We start from the raw sequence: 25863 nt of genomic DNA on the forward strand, positions 1-25863 counted from the left end.
ATGTTTTTTAAGACAGCGGCCTTAGGAAAGGCGATGCCGGGGCAAGCGCAATGCCGGATACCGATTTCTGGGTGTTTGGATATGGGTCCTTGATGTGGCGACCCGGCTTCGCGCATGCCGAGGTTCACCGGGCGCGGATCCATGGGTACCGGCGCGCCCTGTGCGTTTATTGTTGCGAACATCGGGGAACGCGCGAAAAGCCGGGGCTCGTCTTCGGTCTGGACAAGGGCGGCTCGGTGGTCGGGCGCGCCTTTCGGGTGCCTGCCGGGGAACGCGCGCCCACCATTGCCCATTTGCGCGCCCGCGAACTGGCGGGCGGGGCCTACCGCGAGCGGATCCTTCAGGCGCGCCTTGGATGCGGGGCGGAAGTTCCGGTGCTTTGCTACACGGCCGACAGGGCGCACGAGCGCTACGCGGGCGGACTGTCGCCCTCGGCCGCCGCCCGTATCGTCGCAGATGCCTCGGGACGCTCCGGGGCAAACACCGACTATATGCTCAACACCGTCCGTCTGCTGCACCGGCTCGGGATCACCGACCCCTGGCTTTCCGACGTGGCGCGGCGGCTATCCCAGCAACGCGAAGCGGGGACGATGTGACGCCTCCGCGTTCGCGCCGCGACCGCAAAGCTGCGCCTCAGACGACCGGCGTGCGCGCCGTCATCTCCCGACTTTTCTGCATCTCGACACGCTGTCCGCGCCCCGGACGCGCCAGGATCTCGCCGTTTTCGACAATCACCTCGCCCCGCGACAGGACCGTGGTCGGCCAGCCGGTGATCTCGCGTCCGGCAAACGGGTTGTAGCCGACATTGTCATGAAGATCGTTGTCGCCGAAAACCTTGCGGACGGTCGGGTCCCAGATCGCGATATCGGCATCCGCGCCCGGCGCGAGATGCCCCTTGTTGGTCAGGCCGAAGATGCGGGCCGGCGCTGTCGACGTCAGCTCGACGAATTTCTCCGCGCCAAGCCTGCCCTTGCCGACCATCGCATCGAACATCAGGGGAAGCCGCAGTTCCAGCCCCGGCATGCCATTGGCAATGCGGTTGAAGGGCGCATCCGCGCCATTGGCGAATTTTCCGCTCTCATCCATGCGGTAGGGCGCGTGATCGGAGGTTACGAGCTGGAGATCGCCGAGCGCCAGAGCCTGCCAGAGCGCCTCCTGATCCTCTGCCTGGCGCTGGGGCGGACTGCACATGAAGGCGGCCGCCTCGCGGCCCGGACGGTCCAGCACGTCCTCGCGCATGAAGAGGTAATGCGGGCAGGTCTCCGCCTGAACCGGTGCACCGCGCGCCCGCGCCGCGCGCACGATGGCAACCCCCTCCTTGGTGGAGACGTGAAACAGCATCACCGGCTGCCCGGTCGCCTCGGCGAAGCGGCACACGCGTTCCAGCGCCTCCAGTTCGGCAAGACGCGGATGGGAGGCCGCGTGATGCTTTGGTTCCGTCTTGCCGTCGCCGAGCAGCCGCGCGGTCGCCCAGCGGATCAGCCCGTCGTTTTCCGCATGGAAACAGACCATCGCGCCATGGGCGCGGGCGACATCCAGAACGTTCAGGATCGAGAGATCGTCGAGCCGCACCTTGTCGTAGGTGGTGAAGATCTTGATCGAGCGATGCCCCGCCTCGATGAGGCGGGCGATATCGTCGAGATTCTCGCCGGACGTATCGGCAACGATCATGTGGTAGGCGTGATCGATCAGCGCGCCGCGCTCGGCAAGCGCCGCATAATCGGCCATCACCCTGGAAATGCGCATGCCGGGGTGCTGGGCGGCGAAGGAGACCGTGGTGGTCGTTCCGCCGAAGGCGGCCGAGCGGGTCGCGGTCTCGAACGTATCGGCATTCATCACGCCCGCGCCGGACAATTGCTCGATGTGACAATGGGTGTCCACACCGCCCGGCATGACCAGACGACCGCTCGCGTCGATTTCGCTGCGCCCGCGCGCCAGTCCGCGACCGAGGGCTGCGACCCGTCCCTCGCTGACGGCCACATCGGCCTCGAAGCGGCCCCCGGCCGTTACAACGGTCCCGTTCCGGATCACCGTATCATAGGCAGTTTCGATCATGACGCCTCCTTTCGTTGCCCAATGGATATACACGCTGTATACCGGAACTGACAACGGGCTCGATTGCCGATAGCATAGGCAGTGAGCAATGGTTGGGAAACGTGTCCGGGACGAGGGTCCGGCGGACCCCTGGCGGAGCAGACAGAATGAGCAGCACCGAAATCGGACAAACGCTGGCCGAATCGACTCACGACCGGCTGCGCCAGATGATCGTCAGCGGCGAACTGCCCGCCGGCACCCGCCTGCAGGAAAAGCCCTTCGCCGACCGCCTCGGCGTGTCGCGCACGCCGGTGCGCGAGGCCATCGCCCGCCTGGTCTCGGAGGGGCTTGTTACCCGCTCGCAAGGCGGCGTGCCGGTTGTGAACCAGATCTCCATCTCGGAAATCATTGAAATCCTTCATGTTCGACGTCTTCTGGAATGCGAGGCCGCGCGTCAGGCCGCCAGCGTGAACTCCCCCGTCGAGCCGCTCCTGGAGCTGCGCGCCCGCACCAGGGCGGCGCTCGAGGGCGCGCGCCCCGGCCCCGGAGAACACGCAGACCTCGACGAGGAACTGCACACCACGATTGCCCGAATCGCCGGCTCGAAGCTGCTGACCGAGCTCGTTCAAAGCCTGAAGCTGAAGACCCGGATCTTCGACAAGGGCTTCATTCCCGACCGGTTCGAGCCGGGTCTTCACGAGCATCTGGAGATCCTGGATGCGATTCTCGCCCGCGATGCGGACCGCGCGGGCGAAGCCATGCGGCGGCATCTCGACAACGTGCGCGAAGCGATTCTCACCCACATCCACCGCCTCTACTGACCGTTCGCGGGTTCTCGACGGCTGAGTCGGCGCACGCCCATTGACACTGCATTCATACGGTATACCATCAGCATTCTAACTCATCCAAGGAAGAGCGCCCATGACAGACACACCCGCCATCCAACGCCCGGAAGGCGAAGCGCAGCTCACCATCACCTTTCTCTATTACCGCGACGTCCCCAAGGCGCAGGCCTTCTACGAGAAGGTTCTCGGCCTGACGCTGGCCATCGATCAGGGCTGGTCGAAGATCTACAAGATCGCCGGCACCGGCCACGTCGGGCTGGTCGACGAGACCCGCGGCGCCCATCGCGCGGCCGACACCAAGCCCGTCCAGCTCTGCCTGCGCGTCGATGACGTCGATGCCTGGCACGCCTGGGTGAAAAGCTGCGGCGTCGCCAATCTGACCGAGGCCAAGGACAGCCCCTCGCTCAAGATCCGCGCCTTCATGTTCGACGATCCGGAAGGCTACCAGATCGAGATCCAGACCCCGCTCGCCTGATCGATCGTCGTTTTCGTCAAACAATGAGCAAACGAGGGCGGACCACCGCCCCGCATCACCACCAGTTGGGAGTTCCCCGATGACACTGCATACCGATTTCAAGCGCCTTCTAGCCTCCGTCGCCGTCGTGGCCATGACCGCCACGGGCGCGATCGCCGCCGACAAGTCCCTGACCGTTGGCCTGACCTCCGACGCGGTCCACATGGACCCGCAGGCGGGCGAGGAGCTCAGCTCCAACATCATGTACTACCACCTCTACGATCCGCTGGTGCGCCGCGACGCCGAGCTTCAGTTCGGCCCGGGTCTCGCCGAGAGCTGGGAGCTCACCGACGACGTCACCTGGGTTTTCACCCTGCGCGAGGGCGTGACCTTCCATGACGGCGACACGCTCAAGGCCTCCGACGTGATCTTCACGCTCGACCGGCTGAAGGGCTCGCTGATGGCGAACCTCGCCGCGAACATCGAGAGCTTCCAGGCCATCGACGACCGCACCGTCGAGATCAAGACCTTCCGCCCCTATGCGGCGCTGCCGAACGATCTCGCCGCGATCCTGATCCTCTCGGAGGATCACGTGAAGAAGGTCGGCGACGATCTCGACCGCCAGCCGATGGGCACCGGCCCCTACAAGCTGGTGGAATGGGTCAAGGAAGACCGCATCGCGCTCGAGGCCTTCGACGACTACTACATGGGCGAAGCCGAGATCGAGAACGTGACCTTCCGTCCGATCACCAATCCGGCGACCCGCACCGCGGCGCTTTTGACCGGCGAAGTCGACATCGTCCAGGATCTCGCGGTGCGCGACGTCGACCGGGTGAAGCGCGCGGAAGGCTATGAGGTGGTCACCCGGCCGAGCCTGCTGAACCTGGTGCTGGCCCTCGACATGCGCGAGAAGAGCCCGACGATCGAGGGCGACAACCCGATGACCGACCGCCGCGTGCGCGAGGCCATCGCGCGGGCGATCGACGTCGACACGATCTCCAAGATCATCATGAACGGCCTGTCGACGCCCTCCGCGCAATATGTTCCGGAAAGCCATGTCGGCCATGCCGACGGCGAGAACTTCCGCGAGCTCTATCCCTTCGACGTGGAAAAGGCGAAGGAACTGATGGCGGAAGCCGGCTTTGCGGACGGCTTCACGATGACGCTGGACGCCACCAACAACCGCTATGTCAACGACGCGCAGATCGCCCAGGCGCTCGCCTCGATGCTGGCCAAGATCAACATCGAGCTGAAGCTCAACCTGATGCCCAAGTCGAACTTCTTCGGCTACATCCGCGTGCCGTCCGAACAGTCGAGCTTCATCATGTCCGGCTGGGACGTGCCCTCCGGCGATGCCGGCTCGATGTACGGCGTGATGTTCTACTCGCGCGGCAAGAAGGAAGGCTACGGCCAGGTCAACCGCGGCTCCTACTCCAACCCGGAAGTTGACGCGCTGATCGACAAGGCCGACAGCACCCCGCGGGTGGCGGAGCGCGACGCCCATCTTCAGGAGGTCACCAAGATCCTGCTGAAGGACATCCCGATGATCCCGGTTCACTACGAGCAGGACATCTACGGGGCGAGCACGGCGGTCGACTTCACGCCGCGCACGGACAAGTTCCTCTGGGCCTACGACATGGATATCGAGGGCTGATCCCTCGTCAAACGAACCGGCGGCGCGCCAGCGCCGCCGGTTTTCTTACCTGAGACAGCCAACCAGGGATTGCGCGCGTGCTCGGTTACACGATCAAACGTCTCTTGCAGATGATCTTCGTCCTGTGGATCGTTTCGGTCATCGTCTTCTTGATGATGAGCTTCACCGGCGACCCGGTCTTCATGGTCATCCCGATCGATTCCACCCAGGCGGAAATCGACCAGGCACGCCGGATCCTCGGCCTCGACCGCTCCCTGTTCGAGCAATATCTCGTCTTCATGAACGGAATGCTCCAAGGCGATTTCGGACGGTCCTACGTCTATCGCCAGCCGGCGATGGACCTGATCCTGGAACGGCTTCCGGCAACCATGGAGATCGTCGTCGTGGCGATGATCTTCGCAGCACTGGTGGCCATCCCGCTCGGCGTCTACGCCGGCGCCAACCCCAACCGCACGGCCAGCCGCGCCATCATGTCGGGATCGCTGCTCGGCATCTCGCTGCCCAGCTTCTGGGTCGGCATGATGCTGATCTTCCTGCTCGCGGTGCAATGGCAGATCTTCCCCTCCTCCGGGCGGGGCGACACGGTCGAGTTCATGGGGCTGAAGCTGTCGGTCCTGACGCTGGACGGCTGGTATCACATCATTCTGCCGTCGCTGACGCTCTCGCTCGCGACCATGGCGATCATCCTGCGCATCACCCGCGCCGGCATGATGGAGGTCATGCGCCAGGACTACATGAAGTTCGCCCGCGCCAAGGGCGTGTCGCGCCGCGGCGTGCTCTACGGGCACGGCTTGCGCAACGCGCTGATCCCTGTGGTCACGATCTTCGGCCTCCAGCTCGGCGATCTCATCGCCTTCGCGACGATCACGGAAACCATCTTCGCCTGGCCCGGCCTCGGCAAGCTCCTGATCGATTCCATCTATCGCGCCGACCGCCCGGTGATCGTCGTCTACCTGATGCTGGTCGCCTTCATCTTCGTCGTGATCAACTTCATCGTCGACATGGTCTACACCTGGATCGACCCGCGCATTACGGTGAAATGACATGAGCGCGACCTTTCTCTCTTCCGAATTCTTCCACAATTACAAGCGCAACGCCTCGGCCATCGCCGGAAGCATCATTCTGATCATCTTCGCGGTGATCGTAGTGGCCGGCCCGCTGTTCGTGGCGCAGGATCCCTATGACGTCGGTCAGCTCAACCTGCTGGACAGCTACAAGCCGCCGGTGTGGCTGGAGGGCGGCGACCCGCGCTTTCTGCTCGGCACCGACGGCCAGGGCCGCGGTGTGCTGGCCGGCATCCTCTACGGCACCCGCGTGTCGGTGATGATCGGGGTCACCGCAATGCTGATGTCCTGCATCATCGGAACGACGGCGGGCCTGCTCGCCGGCTTTTACGGCGGACGGCTGGACGCGGCGATCATGCGCATCGCCGACATCCAGCTCTCCTTCCCGTCCATGCTGATCGCGCTGTTCCTGATGTCCGCCTTCGGAACCGGCATCGACAAGGTCCTGATCGCGCTGACCGCCGTCGGCTGGGTGGTCTATGCCCGTACGGTGCGCGGCTCGACGCTCTCCGAGGTGCAGAAGGAATACGTGCAGGCGGCCCGTGTCGCGGGACTGCGCGACGCCAAGATCATCCGCCGGCACGTCCTGCCGAATGTCATGACGCCGCTGATCGTCGTCGCCACCGTTCAGGTCGGCACCTTCATCCTGATCGAGGCGAGCCTGTCGTTCCTCGGCGTCGGCGTGCCGATCACCCAGCCCTCGCTGGGACTGCTGATCAAGAACGGCTTCGACGTGCTGTTCTCCGGGCTGTGGTGGACCTCCGTCTTTCCGGGCCTCTTCATCATGGCGCTGGTGTTCGGGATCAACCTGTTCGGCGACTTCCTGCGTGACGAACTGAATCCGAGGTTGAAATAATGGCCGAAGCAAAGACGGCAGACGCCACAGCATCGGAAACGCTGCTGCGCGTGGAGGATTTGCGCACCTGGTTCCACACCTTCTCCGGAACGGTGAAGGCGGTCGACGGCGTGAGTTTCTCCGTCAAGCGGGGCGAGATCATGGGCCTTGTCGGCGAAAGCGGCGGCGGCAAGTCCGTGGTCGGTTTCTCGATCCTCGGGCTGATCGACCCTCCGGGCAAGATCGAGAGCGGCGTGATCGAGTTCAACGGCGAGAACCTGAAGGACGCCGGCGACGCACGGCTGCGCGACATTCGCGGCCGCGACATCGCCATGGTGTTCCAGGACCCGATGACCTCGCTTAACCCGCTGCACACCGTCGGCGAGCAGATGGACGAGATGCTGCGTCTTCACACCGATATGGATGCAAGCCAGCGTCATGCGCGCTGCGTCGAGGTGCTCGAGGACGTCGGCATCTCGCGGGCCGCCGACCGGCTGAAGGCCTATCCGCATCAGTTTTCCGGCGGCATGCGCCAGCGCGTGGTCATTGCCATCGCGATGCTGGCGCAGCCCAAACTCGTCATCGCCGACGAGCCGACGACCGCGCTCGATGTCACCATCCAGGCGCAGATCCTGAAACTGATGCGTCGCCAGATCCGCGACAACGGCGCCTCCATGATCCTGGTGACGCACGATCTGGCGGTGGTCTCGGAGATGGCCGACCACATCACCGTTCTCTACTGCGGCAAGGTGGTGGAACGCGGCCCGACGGATGACGTCATCCGCCGTCCGTCGCATCCCTACACAAGGGGCCTGATCGACAGCATCCCGAACCCGGCCCATCGCACGGCCCGGCTCAAGCAGATCCCCGGCGCCGTGCCGGATATCCGCAAGCTGCCGAAGGGCTGCAACTTCCAGGACCGCTGTCCGCGCGTCGGCGCGGTGTGCCGCGAAAGCGAGCCGCCGCTGGTTGCGACCGGAGCACGCGCCCATGCCTGCCATTTCCCGTTGAAGGAAGGGGAAACCCAATGACGGCCATGCTTCAGGTCGAGAACCTGCACCAGGAATTCCGCATCGGCGGTTCGCTCCTGGACCGCATGAAGTTCACCGACGGCCGACTGCGGTTCCCCGACACGCGGGTGAAGGCGGTCAACGGCGTTTCGCTCACCGTCAATCGCGGCGAAGTCGTCGCGCTCGTCGGGGAAAGCGGATGCGGCAAGTCGACGGTCGCCAAGACCATCGCCCGCATTTACCGCCCCTCCCGGGGCGCGATCCGCATCGAGGGCGAGGACATTTCCTCCTACGGCGTGCGCGAGATGCTTCCCGTGCGCTCCAAGATGCAGATGATCTTCCAGGATCCCTTCGCATCGCTGAACCCGCGCCAGAAGGTCCGCGACATCGTCGCCGAGCCGCTGCTGGAACAGACGCAAGGACGGGCCGCGCGCAAGGACGTCGCCCAGAAGACGCTGGACCTTCTGGCCCGCGTCGGCCTCAACACCGAACACGCCGGACGCTATCCGCACCAGTTCTCCGGCGGCCAGCGCCAGCGCATCGGCATCGCCCGGGCGCTGTCGGTCAATCCGGGCCTGATCATCGCCGACGAGCCGGTCTCCGCGCTCGACGTGTCGATCCAGGCGCAGATCCTCAACCTGATGATGGACCTGCGCGACGAGTTCGGCCTCGCCTATCTGTTCATCAGCCACGACCTTTCGGTGGTGCATCACATCGCCGACCGGATCGGCGTGATGTATCTCGGCTTCCTGGTCGAGACGGGGCCGCGCGAAAAACTCTTTTCCGCGCCGCGCCACCCCTATACGCGCGCGCTGCTGTCGGCGGCACCTTCCATCGAGAAGACGCGCCCGCGCGAGGAAATCGAGCTGACTGGCGAGGTTCCCTCCGCGCTGGACCTGCCGAGCGGCTGCTGCTTCCGCACCCGCTGCCCGCTCGCCTTCGAGCGCTGCAAGGTGGAACGCCCCACCCTCAAGGACATGGGCGACGGACAACAGGTCGCCTGCCATCTCACCGACGAGCCGGAGCGCGACATCTCATGATGCCGAACCACACCGCCCCCTTGGCAATGACGCTGTCTCACGCCGCCCCCGTGACCATCGCCCTGCCCCGCCTGCCGCTCGGCGACCCGCACGATTGCACCGACGCCAATGACGAACTGACGCTCTACCAGACGTTCTACGACACGCTGGTGAAGCGTCGCGACGGTGCCTATCACGCCCAGCTCGCCGAGAGCTGGACGGTGAGCGAGGATGCCCGCTCCTGGACCTTCACGATCCGCCCCGGCGTCGCCTTTCATGACGGCACGCCCTGCGACGCGGCCGCGGTTGCACAGTCGCTCGAACGCATGGCGCGCGAGGACAAGGGCTATACGCTGGGATCGCCTGCCGTATGGCGGCAGTATCTCGGCGGCGCGGAACTCGAGGCGGACGGCCAGACGCTCACCGTCCGCCTGACGGCGCCGATGGCGGATCTCCTGGACGTGCTCGTCCAGGGCTTCATCGTCGCGCCGTCCGTCTTCGACCGGCCCGACGCCGGGGACACGACCGCAATTTGCGGAACCGGCCCCTATCGCGTCCAGAGCGCCGGCAAGGACCGTGTTGTCGCAACCCGCAATCCGGACCATTTCGCGCCAGGCGCGAAGAACGAGACGCTCATCTTCGTGCTTGAAACGGATGCGGCGGAACGGGCCCGCATGCTCGCCGACGGACGCGTCCAGGTCGCCAACTCGCTCGACCCGCATATCGGCGACATCGAGGGCGCGACGCTGGTGCGTTTCACGGCGCCGGTCGCGATCATCTATCTGCTCAACTCCGCCAAGGGTCCGCTACAGGACGGTCGCGTGCGACGCGCGCTGTCGCTTGCCGTCGACCGAGAGGCGCTGATCGACACGGTGCTCGACGGCGCCGCCGATCCGCTGCACGGCTTCGTCAGCCCGCGCCATTTCGGTGCCGGAAGCGAACCCGTTCCCGGTCCCGATGTCGCGGCGGCACGCGCGCTCCTTGCCGAAGCCGGATATGCCGACGGGCTGACGCTGACGCTCGACTGCCCGACGCGCCTGCCGGACGAGGCGCAAAAGCTCACCAATGATCTCGGCGCGCAGCTTTTCGCCATCGGCGTTCGCTTCGACGTGCGGATCCACAAGGACCGCGAGGCTTATGCGCATATGGTCCGCCGCAAGGAAATCGGCGATCTCTGCGTGTTCGATTCCAGCCCGATGTCGACCTTCCGCGTGCTCTACGAGAAGATCGACTCCCGCACGGCCGGCGCCTGGTGGCAGGGCTATCGCAACGAGGCCATCGAAGCACTGATCGACCAGGGACGCGTCACGACGGACACGCAAGCCCGCGCCGCGCTCTACCGCAGGGCCTATGCCGAATTGCAGGGCGATCCGGCGTGGCTGACGCTCTACAATCCGCATCGCGCGGTGGGTCTTCGCGGCGATCATCCCGGTTTTCGCATGCGCGAGCACGGCGTGATCGACGTCGCCGACCTGCCCGACTTCACGTCCGATAGGGAGACCGCCAATGGCTGATCTCATCGTCACCGGCGGAACGGTCATTGCCGTCGACGCCGACCGCCGCATCATCGAAAACGGCGCCGTCGCCATCTCGGACGGGCGCATCGTCGCCGTCGGTCCGGCGGCGGAGGTCGCGGAGCGCTATCCGAACGCCGAGACGCTCGACGCCACCGGCAAGGTCGTCATGCCCGGGCTGATCGACGTTCATGCCCATGCCGGCCACGGCCTGGTCAAGACGATGGGCATGGACATCGGCAACCGCTGGGAAGAGATCTGCGGCGAAGTCTATACCACCGGCTCGACGCCCGAGTTCTGGCATGCGGAAGCCCGACTTGCCGCACTGGAGCGGCTGACCTTCGGCGTCACCACCGGCGTCTCGCTGCTCGGCGGCGGCGACACCATCATGCGCACCGACGATCCGGTCTATGGCGCGGCCCATGCGCGCGGCGTGCTCGAGGTCGGCACGCGCTCCGTGGTTGCCGTCGGCCCGACCCGCGCCCCGCATCCGCGCACCTATGCCAATGGCGGCGCGGACCCGAAGCCGGTCTCCTTCGAAACCCAGCTCCAGACCTGCGAACGGTTGCTGAAGGACTGGCACGGCGCGGGCGACAACCGGGTGATGATCGCCCTGCTCTACCCCGTGCTGCGCAACGAGCATGAAAGCGACATGCCGCGTGCGGACTACGAGGAGGCGATCCGCCAGGCGCAGGCGACGCGCGCGCTGTCGCGCGATGCGAAGGTGGTCTTCACCCAGGACGGCCACTGGAAGGGTTCCATTCTGCGCGCGAAGGCGCTCGGCCTGCTCGGTCCGGATGCGCTGCTGTCGCACGCCATCGACATCACCGAGGAAGAAGTCGCGATCTGCGCCGAAACGGACACCCGCATCGCGCACAACCCTTCTGCCGTCGCCTCGATCCTCGGCCGGTGCCCGGCCATCGAGCTGATGGAAGCCGGCGTGACCGTCGGCCTCGGCTCCGACGCGACCGCGCCGGACCGCTCCGCCGACATGTTCCGCCACATGCAGCAGGCCATGCACTACCATCGCCGGCACTTCCGCGACCCGAGCGTGCTGCCGCCGGGCAAGGTGGTGGAAATGGCGACCATTGACGCCGCGAAGGCGCTCGGCCTCGACGCGGAAATCGGCTCGCTCGAGGTTGGCAAGCGCGCCGACATGATCCTCGTCGACATGCAGCGCCCGCATCTGGCGCCCGACAACATGGCCGCGCATCGCGTCGTGAACTTCGCGAATGGCAACGACGTCGATACGGTGATCGTCGGCGGCGAGATCTGTCTGAAGGATCGCAAGCCGACGCGGGTGTCCGGCGCAGAAATCCTGGCCGAGGCCGCGCGCGAGACCGACGCCATGATCGAACGTATCGGCGCGGCGGCGGACCTGAAGATGCAGCCCGGCTTCTGGAAAGAGCCGCGCGCGCGCAAGACGGAGCCCCGGTCATGACCCTGCATATCCTCAACCCGAACTCCTCGCGCGTCGTCACCGACGGGATCGATGCAGCCATCGACCCGATGCGCGCGGGCGCGGGCGTCGACATTCGCTGCCACCTTCTGCCCGAGGGACCGCCGGGGATCGAGACGCAGGCGCATGTCGACGGCGTCGTGCTGCCGCTGCTTGCCCAGGCGCGCGCGCTCGAAGATGAGGCCAGCGCCTTCGTGATCGCCTGTTTCTCCGATCCCGGCCTTGCGGCGCTGCGCGAGCAAAGCACCCGTCCGGTGCTCGGCATCGGCGAGAGCGCCTATCTCACCGCGCTGACGATGGGGCAGCGCTTCGGCATCGTCTCGATCAAGCGCGGCTCGGTCGCACGCCACATCAAGACGCTCGGCGCCATGGGCATTCTCGACCGGCTGGCCGCCGACCGTCCGATCGACCTCGGCGTGGCCGAACTCTCCGACGAGACCCGCACCCGTAGCCGGCTTGAGGAAGTCGGCGCCCAGCTTCGCGACTCCGACGGCGCCGACGTTCTCATCCTCGGCTGCGCCGGCATGGCCGGCTATCGACGGGACCTTCAGCAAACCCTCGGCATTCCGGTGATCGACCCGTGCCAGGCGGCAACCGCGATGGCGCTCGGCCGCATCGCGCTCGCCCGCTGCGATTGAACTTGAAAAGGAAAAGACCAAGATGATGAGACTGAGCGAAGACGCACGCGGCGTCTATGTCATTGCCATCACACCGTTTACCGACACGGGCGCGCTCGATCTGGAAGGCTGCGACAGGCTGGTCGACTTCTATCTGGAGGCCGGCGCGACCGGCCTGACGGTGCTTGGCATGATGGGCGAGGCACCCAAGCTGACGGTGGAGGAATCGCGCAAGGTCGTCGGCCGCATCCTCAAGCGGGTGGACCGACGCGTTCCCGTCGTCGCAGGTGTCTCGGCGCCCGGCTTTGCCCAGATCGACGCGCTGACGAAGATGGTGATGGGCGACGGCGCCGCCGGCGTGATGATTGCCCCTCCGGGGAGCTTGCGCACCGACGACCAGATCGTCGGCTATTACACGCAAGTTGCGGAGCTTATCGGCGACGTACCTTTCGTTCTGCAAGACTTCCCGCTCGCCACAGGCGTGCAGATGTCGGTCTCGACCATCGCGCGGATCGTCAACACGCTTCCCACCTGCGTCTGCCTGAAGCATGAAGACTGGCCGGGGCTTGCCAAGATCACCGCATTGCGCAAGGAAGGCACCCTCGACCGGCGCATTTCCATCCTCTGCGGCAACGGCGGCATGTTCCTGCCGGAGGAGATGGAACGCGGCGCCGACGGCGCGATGACCGGTTTCGCCTATCCGGAGATGATGGCGACCGTCGTCGAGCATCACGCCAAGGGCGACATGGAGCGGGCCCGCGACCTGTTCGACGCCTATCTGCCGCTCGCCCGTTTCGAGCAGCAGCCGGGCCTCGGCCTTGCCATTCGCAAATACACCCTCGCCAAGCGCGGGATCATCGCTTCCCCCGCCCTGCGCAAGCCGGGCAACGCGCTGGACGCGACGACACGGGGCCAAGTCGACCGCCTGATCGCGCGCCAGGAAACCCGTTTGAAGGAGCTGAACTGATGGATCTGGGTCTTGCCAACAAGAAGGCGCTCGTTCTGGGCGCAAGCCGTGGCCTCGGCCGCGCCATCGCCGAAACGCTGGCGGCCGAGGGTGCGCATGTGATCGCTGCTGCCCGCAACGCCGACACCATCCGCGACTGGGCAGCCGACCTGCCGGCCGGCAAGGTCGAGGCGCTCGCGCTCGACCTCACCGACATCGAGGCGGTGGACAAGGCGATCGACGGCATTCTGGCCGACGGCGGCGTCGACGTGCTGGTGAACAACATCGGCGGCCCGCCCCCGGGCACCGCGCAGGCGGCAAAGCGCGGCGACTGGATCGCCCAGTTCGAGGGCATGGCGGCAAACCTCTTCCACATCACCGGCCGCCTTCTGCCGAAGATGCAGGAACGCGGCTTCGGCCGGGTGATCACCATCACCTCCTCGGGCGTGGAACAGCCGATCCCGAACCTAGCGCTCTCCAACGGCATTCGCGCCGCCGTCGTCGGCTGGTCGAAGACGCTCTCCAACGAGGTCGCCAAGGACGGCGTGACGGTCAACGTCGTGCTGCCGGGCCGCATCCACACCGCTCGCGTCGACGAGCTGGACGCCGCCGCCGCCAAGCGCACCGGCAAGCCGGTGGAACAGGTCGCGACCGCCTCGGCCGCCGCAATCCCCGCCGGCCGCTACGGACGCCCACAGGAATTCGCCGACGTCGTCACCTTCCTCGCCTCGACGCGGGCAAGCTACGTCACCGGCAGCCGCATCCGGATCGACGGCGGCGCGATCAAGGGCATCTGAGGCGGGTTGGTCTCAGAAGCGGTGAACGACAAAAGCCGGAGCGCGGCAGGTGCTCCGGCTTATAAACTGAGAGAGGACTCGCACCTACACCCCTAAAATTTATCTGACAAAAGAGTATTTTTTTATTTACTCGCCATAGAGTTGCATTCATAATAACAACGTTAACATCCGTGAGTAGTAGTTACAATTCCATATCGCAGGGCAGTTGATGACAGATTTTATTGATAATTTGTTTTTTGCTTTTCAACTCTTTGGGTTTTTATTTTTTTCAAAGGTCATAATATATGATGGATCAAGAGAAATAATAACATACAAAAAAATAAGAAAATTTCCGAAAAAAATGTACGGAATGGAGACTTATATTAATAGTCATCATGTCAGTGAAAAATACGCCTTTTTTACTCTTATTTTGTTATACTCTCTTATACTAACCATATCTACAATATATCTATTAGATAACATAAATAGTCTGGAGGTCTTCCGATGGGCTCTAAGGGTGGGATAGGCGCTTCTTATAGCGGAAGTTTTTCACCTCATGAAAGGGTCGAGATTTCGGGTAAAATGGAAGCTTCCCTCGATTTTGCGCTGGGAATAGGAATTGTGGGCGCAGCTGTTAAGTTTGACCCAAATACTTACGATATTACAGTATCAGCGTCTGGCTTTGGTGGAATCGCAAATTTTAAGGCAGGCTTTTGGTCCGGCACGCTTGGCGGTAACTATGGTTTCGGAGCTATCCTTGGTGCTAAGGCTGGTCAGATAGGAGCCTATGGCAAAGCAGAGATAGTCGGCGGCAGGGAAATTACAGGGATTAATTTTTCCGACCCACTGAATACCAATTCTTGGACCGTTAGAGATAGCATAGATGCCAAATTGAAATTAGGACTATTGTACGGATCCGCTGAAGCTAAAATTTCTGTCGATACAGAAAACCGCTGTTTCCTCGCGGGCACGCCAATCGACATGTGGGACGGGACGCAGAAGCCCATCGAGGAAATCGCGGCGGGGGATGTGGTCGTTTCCTATGACGCGAGCGGGACCCTCAAGCCGGGTCGGGTCAAGCGGACCTTCGAGAACCGCGTCGCGCATATCCTCGACGTTCACGGGCTGATGGTCACGCCGGGGCATGCCACTTATTGCGCGGACGGCAAGTTCGCCGGTCGACACGTGCCGATGATCGACATTCTGCGCTCCGACGGCGCGTTGGTGACCCGCGACGGCCAGATGGTTCGGGCCGCGACCAACTGCTTGGTCGGATCGCTGGAGGACCGCTTCGTCAAGGCCGTCACCTTCGAGGATGTGCCCGGCACCGACAGCGTGCGCATTCTGGACAGCGGCGAGATCCGTCTCGGCACGCGCTACATGCGCGCCGACGGGGCGACGATGAGCGTGCTGGAAACAATCCGAAAAATGGGCGCGTCGCTCAGCGACGATGGCCACGTCATCCTGCCGGGCCCGGGCGAGAAAACGCCGTTCTTCTGGACCTTCGGCAAGTATCTTCCCCGCCCCGAGGATTATGTCCTGCAGCGCAGCCAGTTGACGCTCAACGACATCTACGAGGCGGACGAATGGGAAGCGGTCGGGCCGCAAATGCCGTCGCCTTTTGCCGGGGAAGCTGGTCCGGGGTTTTCGCCGAGTCGTGGCGGCGTTCGCGCGCCGGGCAGATCAGAGCCAACCCCCAATATCCCGCTTGCCATGCGCGGCCACCCGAACCAGCCGACGATGTCACGCCGCCAGCGCCGGGCGATGGACGCGCGGGCGCGCAAGCAGCAGAAAGCCCGCATGGCGCACTAAAAACGCCGGGGCGCGAAACATGCTAAGGCTGAGGTTGATCGTAACGATTGTGACCACTCTTGGCGCCATATCGGGCAAGCGTCAGCGCGACCCGGTATCGGAGAGCCAAAAGCCTGGATTTCCTGAGGCTGAGAGACGCCGACAGGCAGTGCCTCTCCGGTCCCGGCTCTCATTGCATTCGGCCGGGATGAGGACGCCTCAAGCTTTTATCATTAGTCTAAGCCGGGGCGCGACATGCGCTCCGGCTTTTCCTTTTTCCGCGGGCTGTTCACCTCACCGAAACAGGCTGCTCTGCCCGCGCGGTAAATATGCGCCCCTGCCCTTTTCAGCGACCAGCTCGCCGTTCTCCACCGCGACTTCGCCGCGCAGCAGGACCGTGACCGGGCGTCCGGTGATCTCCATGCCCTCATAGGGCGTGTAGTCGGCGCCGTGCTGGAGGTCGGCGTTGCGGATCGTGCCCTTTGCCGTCGGGTCCCAAATCGCGATGTCGGCGTCGGACCCGACAGCAATCGTGCCCTTTTGCGGATAGAGGCCGTAGAGCTTCGCGTGGTTGGTGGCGGTCAGTTCGACGAAGCGGTTGACGTCGATGCGGCCCGTGGCGACGCCTTGCGAAAACAGGATCTGCAGCCTGGTGCCGACGCCCGGAATGCCGTTCGGGATCCAGCGGAAGGACTTTCTGCCCTTCTCCGTCTTCTTGCCGGCGCTCTCCTCGAAGCGGAACGGGCAGTGATCGGAGGAGAAGAGGTCAAAGACGCCGGTCTCCAGGCCCTGCCAGCAGGCGTCCTGGCTCGGCTTGTCGCGCGGCGGTGGCGAGCAGACGTATTTCGCGCCCTCGAAATCCTCCGTGTCGAGATCCTCGGCGGTGAGCACCAGATATTGTGGGCAGGTCTCGCCGGCGATTTTCTGCCCGCGCATCCGTGCGCGGCCGATCTCCTCCATCGCCTCGCGGTTGGAGACATGGACGATGACGATGGGCGTGTCGACGATCTCGGCAAGCGACAGCGCGCGGTGGGTCGCCTCGCGCTCGGCGGCGATCGGCCGGCTGGTCGCGTGGTGATAGGGCGCGGTGTCGCCGTCCTCCTCGCGCCGTCCGATCAGATAGCGGATCGCGTCCTCGTTCTCGCAGTGGACGAGGACGACCTGCTTGGAGCGGCGAGCGGAATCGAGCGTTGCCAGGATCTCGTCGTCGCGCAGGCGCAGGCCCTCGTAGGTCATGAAGACCTTGATCGAGGTGTAGCCTTCCTGCGCGAGCGCCGGCATCTCCTGGCCCAGAACGGTCGGCGTCGGATCGGAGACGATCAGATGGAAGCTGACGTCCGTGTAGCAGTTGCCTTCCGCAAGGGCGTGATAGCCGTTGAGCGCTTCGCGCAGGCCGACGCCCTTTTCCTGCAGGCAGAACGGCATCACCGTGGTGTTGCCGCCAAGGATCGCGGAGCGGGTGGCGCTTTCGAAATCATCCGCCATGACGATGCCCTCGCCCGACGGCTGGGCGATGTGCACATGGCTGTCGATGCCGCCCGGCATGACGAGCAGGCCGCGTGCGTCGATCTCGCGCGCGCCCTTGGCGAGATCCGAGCCGAGGGCGACGATCCTGCCGTCGCGAATGCCAACGTCACAGGTGACGGCATCGGCGGCGGTCACCACCGTGCCGCCGCGAATGACCGTGTCGAAACCGGCCGAACTCATGCGCCACCTGCCCGCGCCTGCCGCGTATCGCCGCGTGCGGCGTCGAGCACCGCGTCCAGTTCCCGCGTCATGCGGTCGACCTCTTCCAGCGTGTTGTAATGCACCATGGAGACGCGCACGACGCCGCCGGCCTCGGCCAGTCCGAGATCCTCGATCAGCCGGCGGGAGTGGAAGTCGCCGTGGCGGATGGCGATGCCCTTGGGGTCCATCTCGCGACAGAGCGCTTCCGGCGTCCAGCCATCCACGGTGAAGGCGATGGTCGGAATGCGGGTCGATGCGGGTGTATTTTCGCCCTGGCCGACGAGATGGACGTCGTCGCGGCCGTTGGCCCAGGACAGCAGCCGCTCGACCAGCGTGTTTTCCTGCGCGGTGATCGCCGAAAAGGCCGCCTCGACCTGCTCGCGCGGGGATGTGTCCGCCGCTCCGGCGCGTTTTCCAAGCTCCTGCAGATAATCGGTGATGCCGAGGATCGAGTACGCCAGTTCGTAGTTCGGATTGCCCGGCTCAAGTTTCCCCGGCACTTTGTCCTTGCCGTAGAAGTAGTGATAGAGCGTGTCGAGCTCGAGCAGATGGGAATGCTTGCCGTACATGACGGCGGTGTGCGGACCGTAGGTCTTGTAGAGGCTAAAGGCGTAGTAATCGACATCGAGCGCTTGAACGTCGATGGCGCGATGCGGCGCATAGGCGACCGCGTCGACGCAGATCCGCGCGCCGTGGGCATGGACGAAATCGGCGATCTCGCGGATCGGATTGACCTCGCCCAGGATGTTGGAGACGTGATGCACGCACACAAGCCGGGTGCGGTCGCTGATCAGCGGTTCGAGGTCCGACAGCTCCAGCTTCAAGGTTTCATGGTTGATCGGCCAGGTCTTGATGACGATGCCGAACTCGCTGAGCCGGTCCCAGGGGCCGATGTTGCTCTCGTGATCGGCAACGCAAATGACGATCTCGTCGCCCGGCGAGAGCTGGCTGCGCATCGCGGCGGCCAGATTTTGCATCAGGACCGTGGTGGAGGCGCCGAAGACGATCTCGTCGGAGCGCTGCGCATTGACGAGCACGCGTGCGGCGTCACGCGCCTCTTTAAGCGCATTGGCGGCGGCGACCGAGACCTCGTAGCTGCCGCCGATCTGCACGTTTTTCTCGTAGAGGAACGTGTTGATGCGCTCCACCGCGCCTTTCAGGATCTGCGACCCGCCGGCATTGTCGAAAAACACCCAGCCGCTCTGCAAGCCGGGGAACTGGGCGCGGACATACTCCATGTCGAGCGGCGCGTTGGTGAGCATATCTGTCTCCGAAACTGTCGTATCCAAGGTCAATGATTGAGAACCGCGCTCAGAAAGTCACGGGTCCGCGGTTCCTTCGGGGCGTCGAAGATCTCTTCCGGCTTGCCGGTCTCGACGATCTTGCCCCCGTTCATGAAGATCACCCGGTCGGCGACCTGCCGGGCAAAGCCCATTTCGTGGGTCACCACGATCATGGTCACGCCGGTGCCGGCGAGATCGCGCATGACGTCGAGCACCTCGCCGACCATTTCCGGGTCGAGCGCCGAGGTCGGCTCGTCGAAGAGCAAGACCCGCGGCTCCATCGCCAGCGCCCGGGCAATCGCCACACGCTGCTGCTGCCCGCCGGACAGTTGCCCGGGGTATTTCTCGGCCTGCTCTCCGATGCCGACACGGTCGAGCAGTTCGCGCGCCTTCTTTTCCGCCTGTTCCTCGGAAAGGCGGCGCACCCGCAGCGGCGCCAGCATGATGTTGCGCAGCACCGTCATATGCGGAAACAGGTTGAAGGACTGGAACACCATCCCGACCTCGGCGCGCACCTGCGCCAGATGCTTGCCCGGCTCCACCGGGATCTTGTCGACGAGGATGGTGCTTCCTTCCGAAAAGCTCTCCAGCAGGTTGATGCAGCGGATCAGCGTCGATTTGCCGGAGCCGGAGGGCCCGATGACGCAGACCACCTCGCCTTCGGCGATATCGAGATCGATGTCGGTGAGGGCTGCGAAGGCGCCGTAGTGCTTGTTGAGATTGCGGATCTCGATGAAGGACGACATCAGCGGGCTCCCCTTTGTCCCATGTGGCGCTCGAAGCGCGATACCAGCGCCACCAGCGGCCAGAGGAACGCCAGATAGATCAGGGCCGCCCCGATCAGCGGACTGGGGTTGGCGGCAAGGGCCTGCGCCTGCGTCGCCTGCTTGAGCAGGTCCGGCATCGCAACCACCGAGGCAAGCGCCGTGTCCTTCATGACGTTGATGCAGTTGTTGGTGAGCGGCGGGATCACGATCTTCACCGCCTGCGGCAGAACCACATCGACCATCATGTGGCGATAGCTCAAGCCCAATGCGCGCGAGGCTTCGAACTGGCCCGACGGGATTGCCTCGATGCCGGCGCGGAAGATCTCGGCGGTATAGGCACCGGAAACCAGCGTCAGCGCGACGACGGCGGAGAGGAAGGGCGACAGCCGGATGCCGACGAAGGGCAGCGCGTAATAGACGACGATCAGCAGCACCAGGAGCGGGATTGAGCGGAAGACGTCGATGTAGATGCGGGCGATGAAGACGAGCGGCCTGGCGGCATAGAGGCGGATCAGCGAGAGAAACAGGCCGAGCACGAGGCCGGCGATGATGCTTGTCGCGCCGATCTGGATCGTGATCCACAGGCCCGACATCAGCATCGGGAAGGTGCGGATCAGGATCGGAACGTTGAAGAAGGTATCGAGCAGGTCCATGGGGCGTCCGAAGGTGCGGGGCCTGAAAGAAAAGACGCGGGGGCGATGGAAACCGCACCCCGCGCCCTGCCGAAGAGCTTATTTCAGGCTCGGCATGTCGAGAACCTTCACGGTCGAGGTGGTGTCTTCCGGCGTCGCGCCGAACCACTTCTCGTGCAGCTTGGCGATGACGCCCTCTTCCTTGAGCGTCGTCAGGACCGCGTTCACTTCGCCGGCCAGCGGCGCGTCCTTGGCGAACATCATGGAGTATTTTTCGCCGGTCTCGATGCGCTGGATCACGGCGAGGTTCGGCTTGTCCTTGGTGTAGTAGAGCAGCGCCGGGATATCGCTGATGTAGCCGTCGATGCGGCCGGCGGCGAGGTCGAGCATCGCCGGTGCGAGGCCTTCGTAGCGGCGGATATCGGAGAAGCCGTATTTCTCGGTGTTCTGGGTCGCCCACATGTCGCCGGTCGAGCCGGTGTCGACGCCGATCACCTTGCCCTTCATGTCGTCGAGCGACTTCAGGCCGCTGGCGGTGGTTGCGGTCAGCGACTGGTCGCTGTCGTAATAGGGCTGCGCGAAGGTCACCGATTCCAGACGCTTGTCGGTGATGGTGATGGAGGAGACAGCGATATCGATGCGGCCCGACTGGACGGCGGAGAACAGGCCGTTGAAGGGAATGTTCTCGAAGGCGACGGACTTGCCGAGACGGCCCGCGACTTCATTGACCAGGTCAATCTCGAAGCCGACGGTCTTGCCGGTTTGGTCCTGGAATTCCCACGGCACGTTGCCGATGTTGGCGCCGACGGTCAGATCGGCGGCGAGAAGCGGCGCGCTGCCGGCCGCGACGGTCATAAAGCCGGCAAAGGCTGCGGATTTGAGCAAAGAACGGATTTTCATGTGAAGTCCCCTGGTGGCGAGTGTTTTTGATTTGGTCTAACTGGTCTGACCAGTTAGACCAAATAACCGCTTTGCAGCGAAGAGTGCAAGGTGGAATGTTGAGACGCACCGACAGGCACGCAGCGTGTGCCGCGTTCGGGGCACATGCGCGCATAAGGACAAAAAGGCGAAATTGCGGATGTTCACGCGGATCCCGGTGCCACAGGGCGTCGCCCGAAAGCTCCAGACGATGATTCTGGACGGAGAACTGAAGACCGGGGAGAAGATCCCCTCCCAGCGCGAGCTGTCCGAGAAATTCGGGGTGAGCCGTGCGTCCCTGCGCGAGGCGCTGATGACGCTGGAGACGATCGGCCTCGTCAAGACGGAAGCCGGTCGCGGCACCTTCGTCGTCGGAACCTCGCCCGAATCCGCCAAGACCATGGCGGAATGGCGCTATTCGCACACCTATTCCCTGCGGGAGGTGTTCGAGACGCGGCTGATGCTGGAGGGCGAAATCGCCGCCCGCGCGGCCGGCAGGCTTGTCGCCGACGACCTGGAGGCGCTGTCGCGGCTGACCGACGACATGGAACGGTCCTGGGCGGCGCGCGACTATCTGGCCAATGTCGAGGCGGACCTGAAGTTCCACGCGATCATCGCGCGGGCCTGCGGCAACAAGATGCTGAGCGAACTCTACGGCCAGGTGCGCGACCAGGTCACGGAGACCCAGCGCCAGCCGATCCCGATCACCGACCCCAAGCGCATGGAAGCTTCCGTCAGCGAACACCGGCGCCTGATCGCAGCCCTTGCCAAGGGGAATGCCCGGGGCGCACGCCGCGCCATGAGCGAGCATGTAGCCAATACCGCCGCCTGCGCCGGCTACGACATCTCCGCGGCCGGGATCGAGCCGCAAGGGGACTGATCGCCGGCCCCGGGGAGACCGGCGGGCGGCCACGGGCACGACGCGACGCGCGACGGCCCCGGGATCACGACGCGAACCCGGCGACCAGATGGTCGATCAGAAGGCGGACCCGGCGCGGCAGGGCCTTTCCTCCCGGGTAAACGATCTGCAGCCGCGACTCCTCGCCCAGATATGCTTCGAAAACCGCCACAAGCGCGCCTGAGTGCAGGTCGTCCCGCACGTCGCAATGGGCTTTCAGGGCAAGACCGTGGCCGGCCAAACACCACGCGCGCACCAAGCCGCCGTCATTTGCGATCCGGTTTCCCGACACGACGACGGACAATGGTCGGCCGTCGACCCGGAAGCGCCAGTGGTTGTCCAGCGTCTGCCCGAAGCGCATCAGGATGCAGTTGTGATCGACCAGCTCGCCGGGCGCGCGCGGTGTGCCATGGCGTGCCAGATAGGCAGGAGCGGCGCAGACCAGCCGCCTGTTGTCCGCAAGCTTGCGGACCCGAAGTCCGCTGTCGGCCAGCGCGCCATAGCGGATCGCCAGATCGATGCCCTGCCGGGGCAGATCGCTGTAGCCGTCCGACAGGTGCATCTCGACGCTCACATGCGGGTGCTCTTCCAGGAACGTGTCGATCAGCGGCGCGATCCGGGCCCGGCCGAGGTCGACCGGAACGCTCAAGCGAACCGGTCCGCTGACCTGCTCCACGCCAAGGCGAACCCGCGCGTCGAGGTCACTCGCCTCGGCGAGCAGCCGCCCGGCACCTTCCGCGAGCACCCGCCCCTCCTCGGTCAGGCTCACCGCACGCGTTGTCCGGTTGAGCAGGGTCGCGCCGAAATGGGTCTCCAGCGCGGCCAGCCGTTGCGAAACGCTTGTCGGCGACAGGCCGAACTCGCGCCCCGCGGCGGCAAGACCGCCCTTTTCCACGATCTTGAGAAACAGGGCGAGGTTGTCGAGGGTCATTATCCGCAATTTCCAAATTGTCATTTTGATTTTGAACGGATTATCGCCTTTTTGCAAACGAGGCATGCTGCGCGACAACACCCCGATGCACTGGCTGCCGTGGGTGAGCGCCTCCTGATCCTTTCGGGCGCTGCCCGCTTCGACGGCCCGGATCGCCCAACACAGGGATTGCCTTTGATGACCACGCTTTTCAGTGCCCTCGACATGCAAGGGCTCGTCCTTCCGAACCGCATCGTGATGGCTCCGATGACCCGCGCGCGGACGGACCAGCCGGGCAATGTGCCGAATGCGATGATGGCCGACTATTATGCCCAACGCGCCAGCGCGGGGCTGATCGTCTCCGAGGCGACGCAGATCAGCCCGCAGGGACAGGGCTACTCGTTTACCCCCGGCATTCACTCGCGCGCGCAGATCGCCGGCTGGCGCGGGGTCACCGATGCGGTGCACGCCGCCGGTGGACGCATGTTCCTGCAGCTCTGGCATGTCGGCCGGATGAGCCACGAGAGCTTTCACCCGGACGGCCGTCCGGTGGCACCGTCGGCGCTCTCGCCGGATGCGTCGGTCTGGGTCGCCGATCCCGAAACGGGCGCCGGCAGGATGGTGCCCTCGCCTCTCCCCCGGGCGCTTGAGACCGACGAGATCCCGGCAATCGTCGACCAGTTCCGGCAAGCGGCCGCCAATGCGGCGGACGCCGGCTTCGACGGCGTCGAGATCCACGGGGCGAACGGCTATCTGATCGACCAGTTCCTGCGCCGCTCCTCCAACATCCGCACGGACCGTTACGGCGGCCCCCAGGAAAACAGGATCCGGTTTCTGGTCGAGGTCGCGGAGGCGGTTGCCGGTGAAATCGGCGCGGGACGAACCGGCATTCGGCTGTCGCCCTACATCACCCAGCGCAACATGGAGGACGCGGAGATCATCCCGACCATCTTGCGGGCCGCGCGTGAAATCGAGCGGATCGGCCTGGCCTATATCCACCTGTCGGAAGCCGACTGGGAGGATGCGCCGGTCATTCCCGAAAGGTTTCGCAACGACCTGCGTGCGGCCTACTCGGGCACACTGATCGTCGCCGGGAAATACGACAAGCCAAGGGCGGAGCGGATCCTGGCGGAGGGACTTGCCGACCTCGTCGCCTTCGGGCGTCCCTTCATTGCCAATCCCGACCTGCCCGAAAGGCTGCGCACGGACAGCCCGCTTGCCGCCTTCGACCCGGCGACGCTTTTCGGTGGCGGGGCACAGGGCTATTCCGACTATCCGGCGGTGTCCCCGGCATGAGCGCGCAGGACAGGCTGACCCCGGCCGAGGTTGAACGGGGCCGGACAAACGACCGGATCGGCACGCAGCTCGTGCAAGCCGCGCCGGGGGTCTCTGTCTGGCATATCCGCCTGCAGCCGGGGGAAACGCTCCCGGCGCACCGCCACGACCGCCCGTACCTCTGGACCGTGTTGAGCGATGGCAAGGCGCGCACGCGCCGCGACGACGGAACGGTCGCGGAAGTGAGCTATCGCGCCGGCGACACTTGCCACCATGCGACCCTCTCGCCGGACACCGCCTTCGTCCACGACCTGACAAACATCGGCCTGGCGGAGCTCGTCTTCGTCACAATCGAATTCACCCAAGAAGGATCCCCCTCATGAAAGCCGTCGCCCTCACCCGATATCTTCCGGTCAGCGACCCGGATGCCTTCATCGACGTCACGCTCGAAACGCCCGTTCCGCAAGGCCGGGACATCCTGGTCGCGGTCGCGGCCGTCGCGGTCAACCCCGTGGACACCAAGGTGCGCGCCCCCAAGGACAAGGTCGAGGAGACCCCGAGGGTGCTTGGCTGGGATGCCAGCGGCACGGTCGTGGCGACGGGGCCCGACGCAACCCTCTTCAAGCAGGGGGACGCCGTCTATTATGCGGGCGACATCACCCGCCAGGGCTCCAACCAGGAGTACCAGCTGGTCGACGAGCGCATCGTCGGGCACAAGCCGAAGAGCCTCTCCCACGCCCAGGCGGCCGCCCTGCCCCTGACGACGATCACCGCCTATGAATCCTTCTTCAAGCGGCTGCGCATCGACCGGGATGGCGGCGATGCCGGGCAAAGCGTCCTGATCATCGGCGGTGCCGGCGGCGTCGGCTCCATCGCCATCCAGCTAGCGAAACGCGCCGGCCTGACGGTGATCGCAACCGCCTCGCGGCCCGAGACCGTCGCGTGGGTCAAGGACCTTGGCGCAGACCACGTGGTCACCCACCGCGAGCCCATGGTGCCGCAGGTCCGGGCCCTGGGGTTCGAGCATGTCGACCACATCGCGATCTTCAACGACATGCGCCACTGGGCGGAGGCGGTCGAGCTGATCCGTCCGCAAGGCGGCATCGTGACCATCGACGACACACACCACCCGATGCCGATGGACCTGATGAAAACCAAGGCGGCAAGCCTGCACTGGGAGTTGATGTTCACGCGCGCGATGTTCCAGACGCCGGACATGATCGAGCAGCACAAGCTTCTGACCTTCGTTGCCGGAGAGATCGACGCCGGACGCTTGCGCACCACCCTCGACACGGTGCTGAGCCCGATCAACGCGCAGACGATCCGCGAGGCCCACCGTCTCGTGGAGACGGGCGCGGCGCGCGGCAAGATCGTGATCGCCGGATTTGAAAACGGATCCGACGCAGGCTCAGCGAAAACGCCCCGGCCATAACA

25 protein-coding genes are annotated in these 25863 nt (G+C 64.7%); 18 read left to right on the plus strand and 7 right to left on the minus strand.

Annotated elements, in window-relative coordinates; translation table 11 throughout:
• Positions 1–50: 50 nt before the first annotated feature.
• A complete protein-coding gene (locus LC092_RS01575; protein WP_224804365.1) occupies positions 51–596 on the plus strand; it encodes a gamma-glutamylcyclotransferase in 546 nt (181 codons plus the stop codon).
• A 37-nt stretch (positions 597–633) separates the two neighbouring features.
• On the opposite strand, the gene hydA (LC092_RS01580) is transcribed toward LC092_RS01575, so the two are convergent.
• Positions 634–2055 carry a dihydropyrimidinase gene (gene hydA / locus LC092_RS01580; protein ID WP_224804366.1) on the minus strand — a complete coding sequence of 474 codons (1422 nt, stop codon included), beginning with the start codon at positions 2053–2055 and terminating at the stop codon, positions 634–636.
• A gap of 146 nt (positions 2056–2201) precedes the next feature.
• Here hydA (LC092_RS01580) and LC092_RS01585 point away from each other — a divergent pair, with 146 nt between their 5' ends.
• The 13 genes from LC092_RS01585 to LC092_RS01645 all read left to right on the plus strand — a co-directional run bounded on the left by LC092_RS01585 (position 2202) and on the right by LC092_RS01645 (position 16039).
• Complete coding sequence (locus LC092_RS01585; protein WP_224804367.1) at positions 2202–2855, plus strand: GntR family transcriptional regulator; 654 nt, start codon at positions 2202–2204, stop codon at positions 2853–2855.
• Positions 2856–2955: 100 nt separating this feature from the next.
• Positions 2956–3354, plus strand: coding sequence for a VOC family protein (locus LC092_RS01590; RefSeq protein ID WP_224804368.1), 399 nt, complete (start codon positions 2956–2958; stop codon positions 3352–3354).
• Positions 3355–3433: 79 nt separating this feature from the next.
• Positions 3434–4987, plus strand: coding sequence for an ABC transporter substrate-binding protein (locus tag LC092_RS01595; protein WP_224804369.1), 1554 nt, complete (start codon positions 3434–3436; stop codon positions 4985–4987).
• 77 nt (positions 4988–5064) lie between these two features.
• Entirely contained in the window at positions 5065–6030 is a 966-nt protein-coding gene (locus LC092_RS01600; protein WP_224804370.1) for an ABC transporter permease, read from the plus strand.
• Between the two features lies 1 nt (position 6031).
• Positions 6032–6907 (plus strand): ABC transporter permease, encoded by an 876-nt coding sequence (locus tag LC092_RS01605; RefSeq protein ID WP_224804371.1) that lies wholly within the window; start codon positions 6032–6034, stop codon positions 6905–6907.
• Positions 6907–7917 carry an ABC transporter ATP-binding protein gene (locus LC092_RS01610; RefSeq protein WP_224804372.1) on the plus strand — a complete coding sequence of 337 codons (1011 nt, stop codon included), beginning with the start codon at positions 6907–6909 and terminating at the stop codon, positions 7915–7917. The genes LC092_RS01605 and LC092_RS01610 overlap by 1 nt, the downstream gene beginning before the upstream one ends.
• Positions 7914–8936 (plus strand): ABC transporter ATP-binding protein, encoded by a 1023-nt coding sequence (locus LC092_RS01615; RefSeq protein ID WP_224804373.1) that lies wholly within the window; start codon positions 7914–7916, stop codon positions 8934–8936. The genes LC092_RS01610 and LC092_RS01615 overlap by 4 nt, the downstream gene beginning before the upstream one ends.
• A complete protein-coding gene (locus LC092_RS01620) occupies positions 8933–10429 on the plus strand; it encodes an ABC transporter substrate-binding protein (protein WP_224804374.1) in 1497 nt (498 codons plus the stop codon). The genes LC092_RS01615 and LC092_RS01620 overlap by 4 nt, the downstream gene beginning before the upstream one ends.
• The gene (locus LC092_RS01625) at positions 10422–11870 is read left to right on the plus strand and encodes an amidohydrolase family protein (RefSeq protein ID WP_224804375.1); all 1449 of its coding nucleotides are present in this window, start codon (positions 10422–10424) and stop codon (positions 11868–11870) included. The genes LC092_RS01620 and LC092_RS01625 overlap by 8 nt, the downstream gene beginning before the upstream one ends.
• Positions 11867–12526 carry an aspartate/glutamate racemase family protein gene (locus LC092_RS01630; RefSeq protein ID WP_224804376.1) on the plus strand — a complete coding sequence of 220 codons (660 nt, stop codon included), beginning with the start codon at positions 11867–11869 and terminating at the stop codon, positions 12524–12526. The genes LC092_RS01625 and LC092_RS01630 overlap by 4 nt, the downstream gene beginning before the upstream one ends.
• 22 nt (positions 12527–12548) lie before the next feature.
• Positions 12549–13472 (plus strand): dihydrodipicolinate synthase family protein, encoded by a 924-nt coding sequence (locus LC092_RS01635; protein ID WP_224804377.1) that lies wholly within the window; start codon positions 12549–12551, stop codon positions 13470–13472.
• Positions 13472–14248 carry an SDR family oxidoreductase gene (locus LC092_RS01640; RefSeq protein WP_224804379.1) on the plus strand — a complete coding sequence of 259 codons (777 nt, stop codon included), beginning with the start codon at positions 13472–13474 and terminating at the stop codon, positions 14246–14248. The genes LC092_RS01635 and LC092_RS01640 overlap by 1 nt, the downstream gene beginning before the upstream one ends.
• Before the next feature lie 483 nt (positions 14249–14731).
• Positions 14732–16039 carry a Hint domain-containing protein gene (locus LC092_RS01645; protein ID WP_224804381.1) on the plus strand — a complete coding sequence of 436 codons (1308 nt, stop codon included), beginning with the start codon at positions 14732–14734 and terminating at the stop codon, positions 16037–16039.
• Between the two features lie 273 nt (positions 16040–16312).
• On the opposite strand, the gene hydA (LC092_RS01650) is transcribed toward LC092_RS01645, so the two are convergent.
• The 5 genes from hydA (LC092_RS01650) to LC092_RS01670 all read right to left on the minus strand — a co-directional run bounded on the left by hydA (LC092_RS01650) (position 16313) and on the right by LC092_RS01670 (position 21328).
• Entirely contained in the window at positions 16313–17725 is a 1413-nt protein-coding gene (gene hydA, locus LC092_RS01650; protein ID WP_224804384.1) for a dihydropyrimidinase, read from the minus strand.
• A complete protein-coding gene (locus tag LC092_RS01655; protein WP_224804386.1) occupies positions 17722–19008 on the minus strand; it encodes a cysteine desulfurase-like protein in 1287 nt (428 codons plus the stop codon). Before LC092_RS01655 ends, hydA (LC092_RS01650) begins: the two co-directional genes overlap by 4 nt.
• A gap of 29 nt (positions 19009–19037) precedes the next feature.
• Positions 19038–19775, minus strand: a complete 738-nt coding sequence (locus LC092_RS01660) for an amino acid ABC transporter ATP-binding protein (protein WP_224804388.1) — start codon at positions 19773–19775, stop codon at positions 19038–19040.
• Positions 19775–20449 (minus strand): amino acid ABC transporter permease, encoded by a 675-nt coding sequence (locus LC092_RS01665; RefSeq protein WP_224804390.1) that lies wholly within the window; start codon positions 20447–20449, stop codon positions 19775–19777. The genes LC092_RS01660 and LC092_RS01665 overlap by 1 nt, the downstream gene beginning before the upstream one ends.
• A gap of 78 nt (positions 20450–20527) precedes the next feature.
• Entirely contained in the window at positions 20528–21328 is an 801-nt protein-coding gene (locus LC092_RS01670) for an ABC transporter substrate-binding protein (protein ID WP_412103504.1), read from the minus strand.
• Positions 21329–21506: 178 nt separating this feature from the next.
• On the opposite strand from LC092_RS01670, the gene LC092_RS01675 reads away from it, so the two are divergent.
• Entirely contained in the window at positions 21507–22226 is a 720-nt protein-coding gene (locus LC092_RS01675) for a FadR/GntR family transcriptional regulator (protein ID WP_224804392.1), read from the plus strand.
• Between the two features lie 64 nt (positions 22227–22290).
• On the opposite strand, the gene LC092_RS01680 is transcribed toward LC092_RS01675, so the two are convergent.
• The gene (locus LC092_RS01680; protein ID WP_224804394.1) at positions 22291–23385 is read right to left on the minus strand and encodes a LysR family transcriptional regulator; all 1095 of its coding nucleotides are present in this window, start codon (positions 23383–23385) and stop codon (positions 22291–22293) included.
• On the opposite strand from LC092_RS01680, the gene LC092_RS01685 reads away from it, so the two are divergent.
• From LC092_RS01685 to LC092_RS01695, 3 genes are read left to right on the plus strand one after another with little or no spacing between them, the layout of a single operon-like run.
• Positions 23350–24450, plus strand: a complete 1101-nt coding sequence (locus tag LC092_RS01685) for an alkene reductase (protein ID WP_412103505.1) — start codon at positions 23350–23352, stop codon at positions 24448–24450. The two genes, LC092_RS01680 and LC092_RS01685, sit on opposite strands and share 36 nt — an antisense overlap.
• Positions 24447–24812 carry a cupin domain-containing protein gene (locus LC092_RS01690; RefSeq protein ID WP_224804397.1) on the plus strand — a complete coding sequence of 122 codons (366 nt, stop codon included), beginning with the start codon at positions 24447–24449 and terminating at the stop codon, positions 24810–24812. Before LC092_RS01685 ends, LC092_RS01690 begins: the two co-directional genes overlap by 4 nt.
• Positions 24809–25861, plus strand: coding sequence for a zinc-binding alcohol dehydrogenase family protein (locus tag LC092_RS01695; RefSeq protein WP_224804400.1), 1053 nt, complete (start codon positions 24809–24811; stop codon positions 25859–25861). The genes LC092_RS01690 and LC092_RS01695 overlap by 4 nt, the downstream gene beginning before the upstream one ends.
• Positions 25862–25863 lie beyond the last annotated feature (2 nt).

Source organism: Stappia stellulata (genome assembly GCF_020176715.1).
GTDB lineage: Bacteria > Pseudomonadota > Alphaproteobacteria > Rhizobiales > Stappiaceae > Stappia.

Bases quoted from the DNA above. Each gene is read 5' to 3' on its own strand.
- LC092_RS01575 (WP_224804365.1), top strand. From the start codon at position 51: ATGCCGGATACCGATTTCTGGGTGTTTGGATATGGGTCCTTGATGTGG.
- hydA (WP_224804366.1), bottom strand. From the start codon at position 2,055: ATGATCGAAACTGCCTATGATACGGTGATCCGGAACGGGACCGTTGTA.
- LC092_RS01585 (WP_224804367.1), top strand. From the start codon at position 2,202: ATGAGCAGCACCGAAATCGGACAAACGCTGGCCGAATCGACTCACGAC.
- LC092_RS01590 (WP_224804368.1), top strand. From the start codon at position 2,956: ATGACAGACACACCCGCCATCCAACGCCCGGAAGGCGAAGCGCAGCTC.
- LC092_RS01595 (WP_224804369.1), top strand. From the start codon at position 3,434: ATGACACTGCATACCGATTTCAAGCGCCTTCTAGCCTCCGTCGCCGTC.
- LC092_RS01605 (WP_224804371.1), top strand. From the start codon at position 6,032: ATGAGCGCGACCTTTCTCTCTTCCGAATTCTTCCACAATTACAAGCGC.
- LC092_RS01610 (WP_224804372.1), top strand. From the start codon at position 6,907: ATGGCCGAAGCAAAGACGGCAGACGCCACAGCATCGGAAACGCTGCTG.
- LC092_RS01615 (WP_224804373.1), top strand. From the start codon at position 7,914: ATGACGGCCATGCTTCAGGTCGAGAACCTGCACCAGGAATTCCGCATC.
- LC092_RS01620 (WP_224804374.1), top strand. From the start codon at position 8,933: ATGATGCCGAACCACACCGCCCCCTTGGCAATGACGCTGTCTCACGCC.
- LC092_RS01625 (WP_224804375.1), top strand. From the start codon at position 10,422: ATGGCTGATCTCATCGTCACCGGCGGAACGGTCATTGCCGTCGACGCC.
- LC092_RS01630 (WP_224804376.1), top strand. From the start codon at position 11,867: ATGACCCTGCATATCCTCAACCCGAACTCCTCGCGCGTCGTCACCGAC.
- LC092_RS01635 (WP_224804377.1), top strand. From the start codon at position 12,549: ATGATGAGACTGAGCGAAGACGCACGCGGCGTCTATGTCATTGCCATC.
- LC092_RS01640 (WP_224804379.1), top strand. From the start codon at position 13,472: ATGGATCTGGGTCTTGCCAACAAGAAGGCGCTCGTTCTGGGCGCAAGC.
- LC092_RS01645 (WP_224804381.1), top strand. From the start codon at position 14,732: ATGGGCTCTAAGGGTGGGATAGGCGCTTCTTATAGCGGAAGTTTTTCA.
- hydA (WP_224804384.1), bottom strand. From the start codon at position 17,725: ATGAGTTCGGCCGGTTTCGACACGGTCATTCGCGGCGGCACGGTGGTG.
- LC092_RS01655 (WP_224804386.1), bottom strand. From the start codon at position 19,008: ATGCTCACCAACGCGCCGCTCGACATGGAGTATGTCCGCGCCCAGTTC.
- LC092_RS01660 (WP_224804388.1), bottom strand. From the start codon at position 19,775: ATGTCGTCCTTCATCGAGATCCGCAATCTCAACAAGCACTACGGCGCC.
- LC092_RS01665 (WP_224804390.1), bottom strand. From the start codon at position 20,449: ATGGACCTGCTCGATACCTTCTTCAACGTTCCGATCCTGATCCGCACC.
- LC092_RS01670 (WP_412103504.1), bottom strand. From the start codon at position 21,328: ATGAAAATCCGTTCTTTGCTCAAATCCGCAGCCTTTGCCGGCTTTATG.
- LC092_RS01675 (WP_224804392.1), top strand. From the start codon at position 21,507: ATGTTCACGCGGATCCCGGTGCCACAGGGCGTCGCCCGAAAGCTCCAG.
- LC092_RS01690 (WP_224804397.1), top strand. From the start codon at position 24,447: ATGAGCGCGCAGGACAGGCTGACCCCGGCCGAGGTTGAACGGGGCCGG.
- LC092_RS01695 (WP_224804400.1), top strand. From the start codon at position 24,809: ATGAAAGCCGTCGCCCTCACCCGATATCTTCCGGTCAGCGACCCGGAT.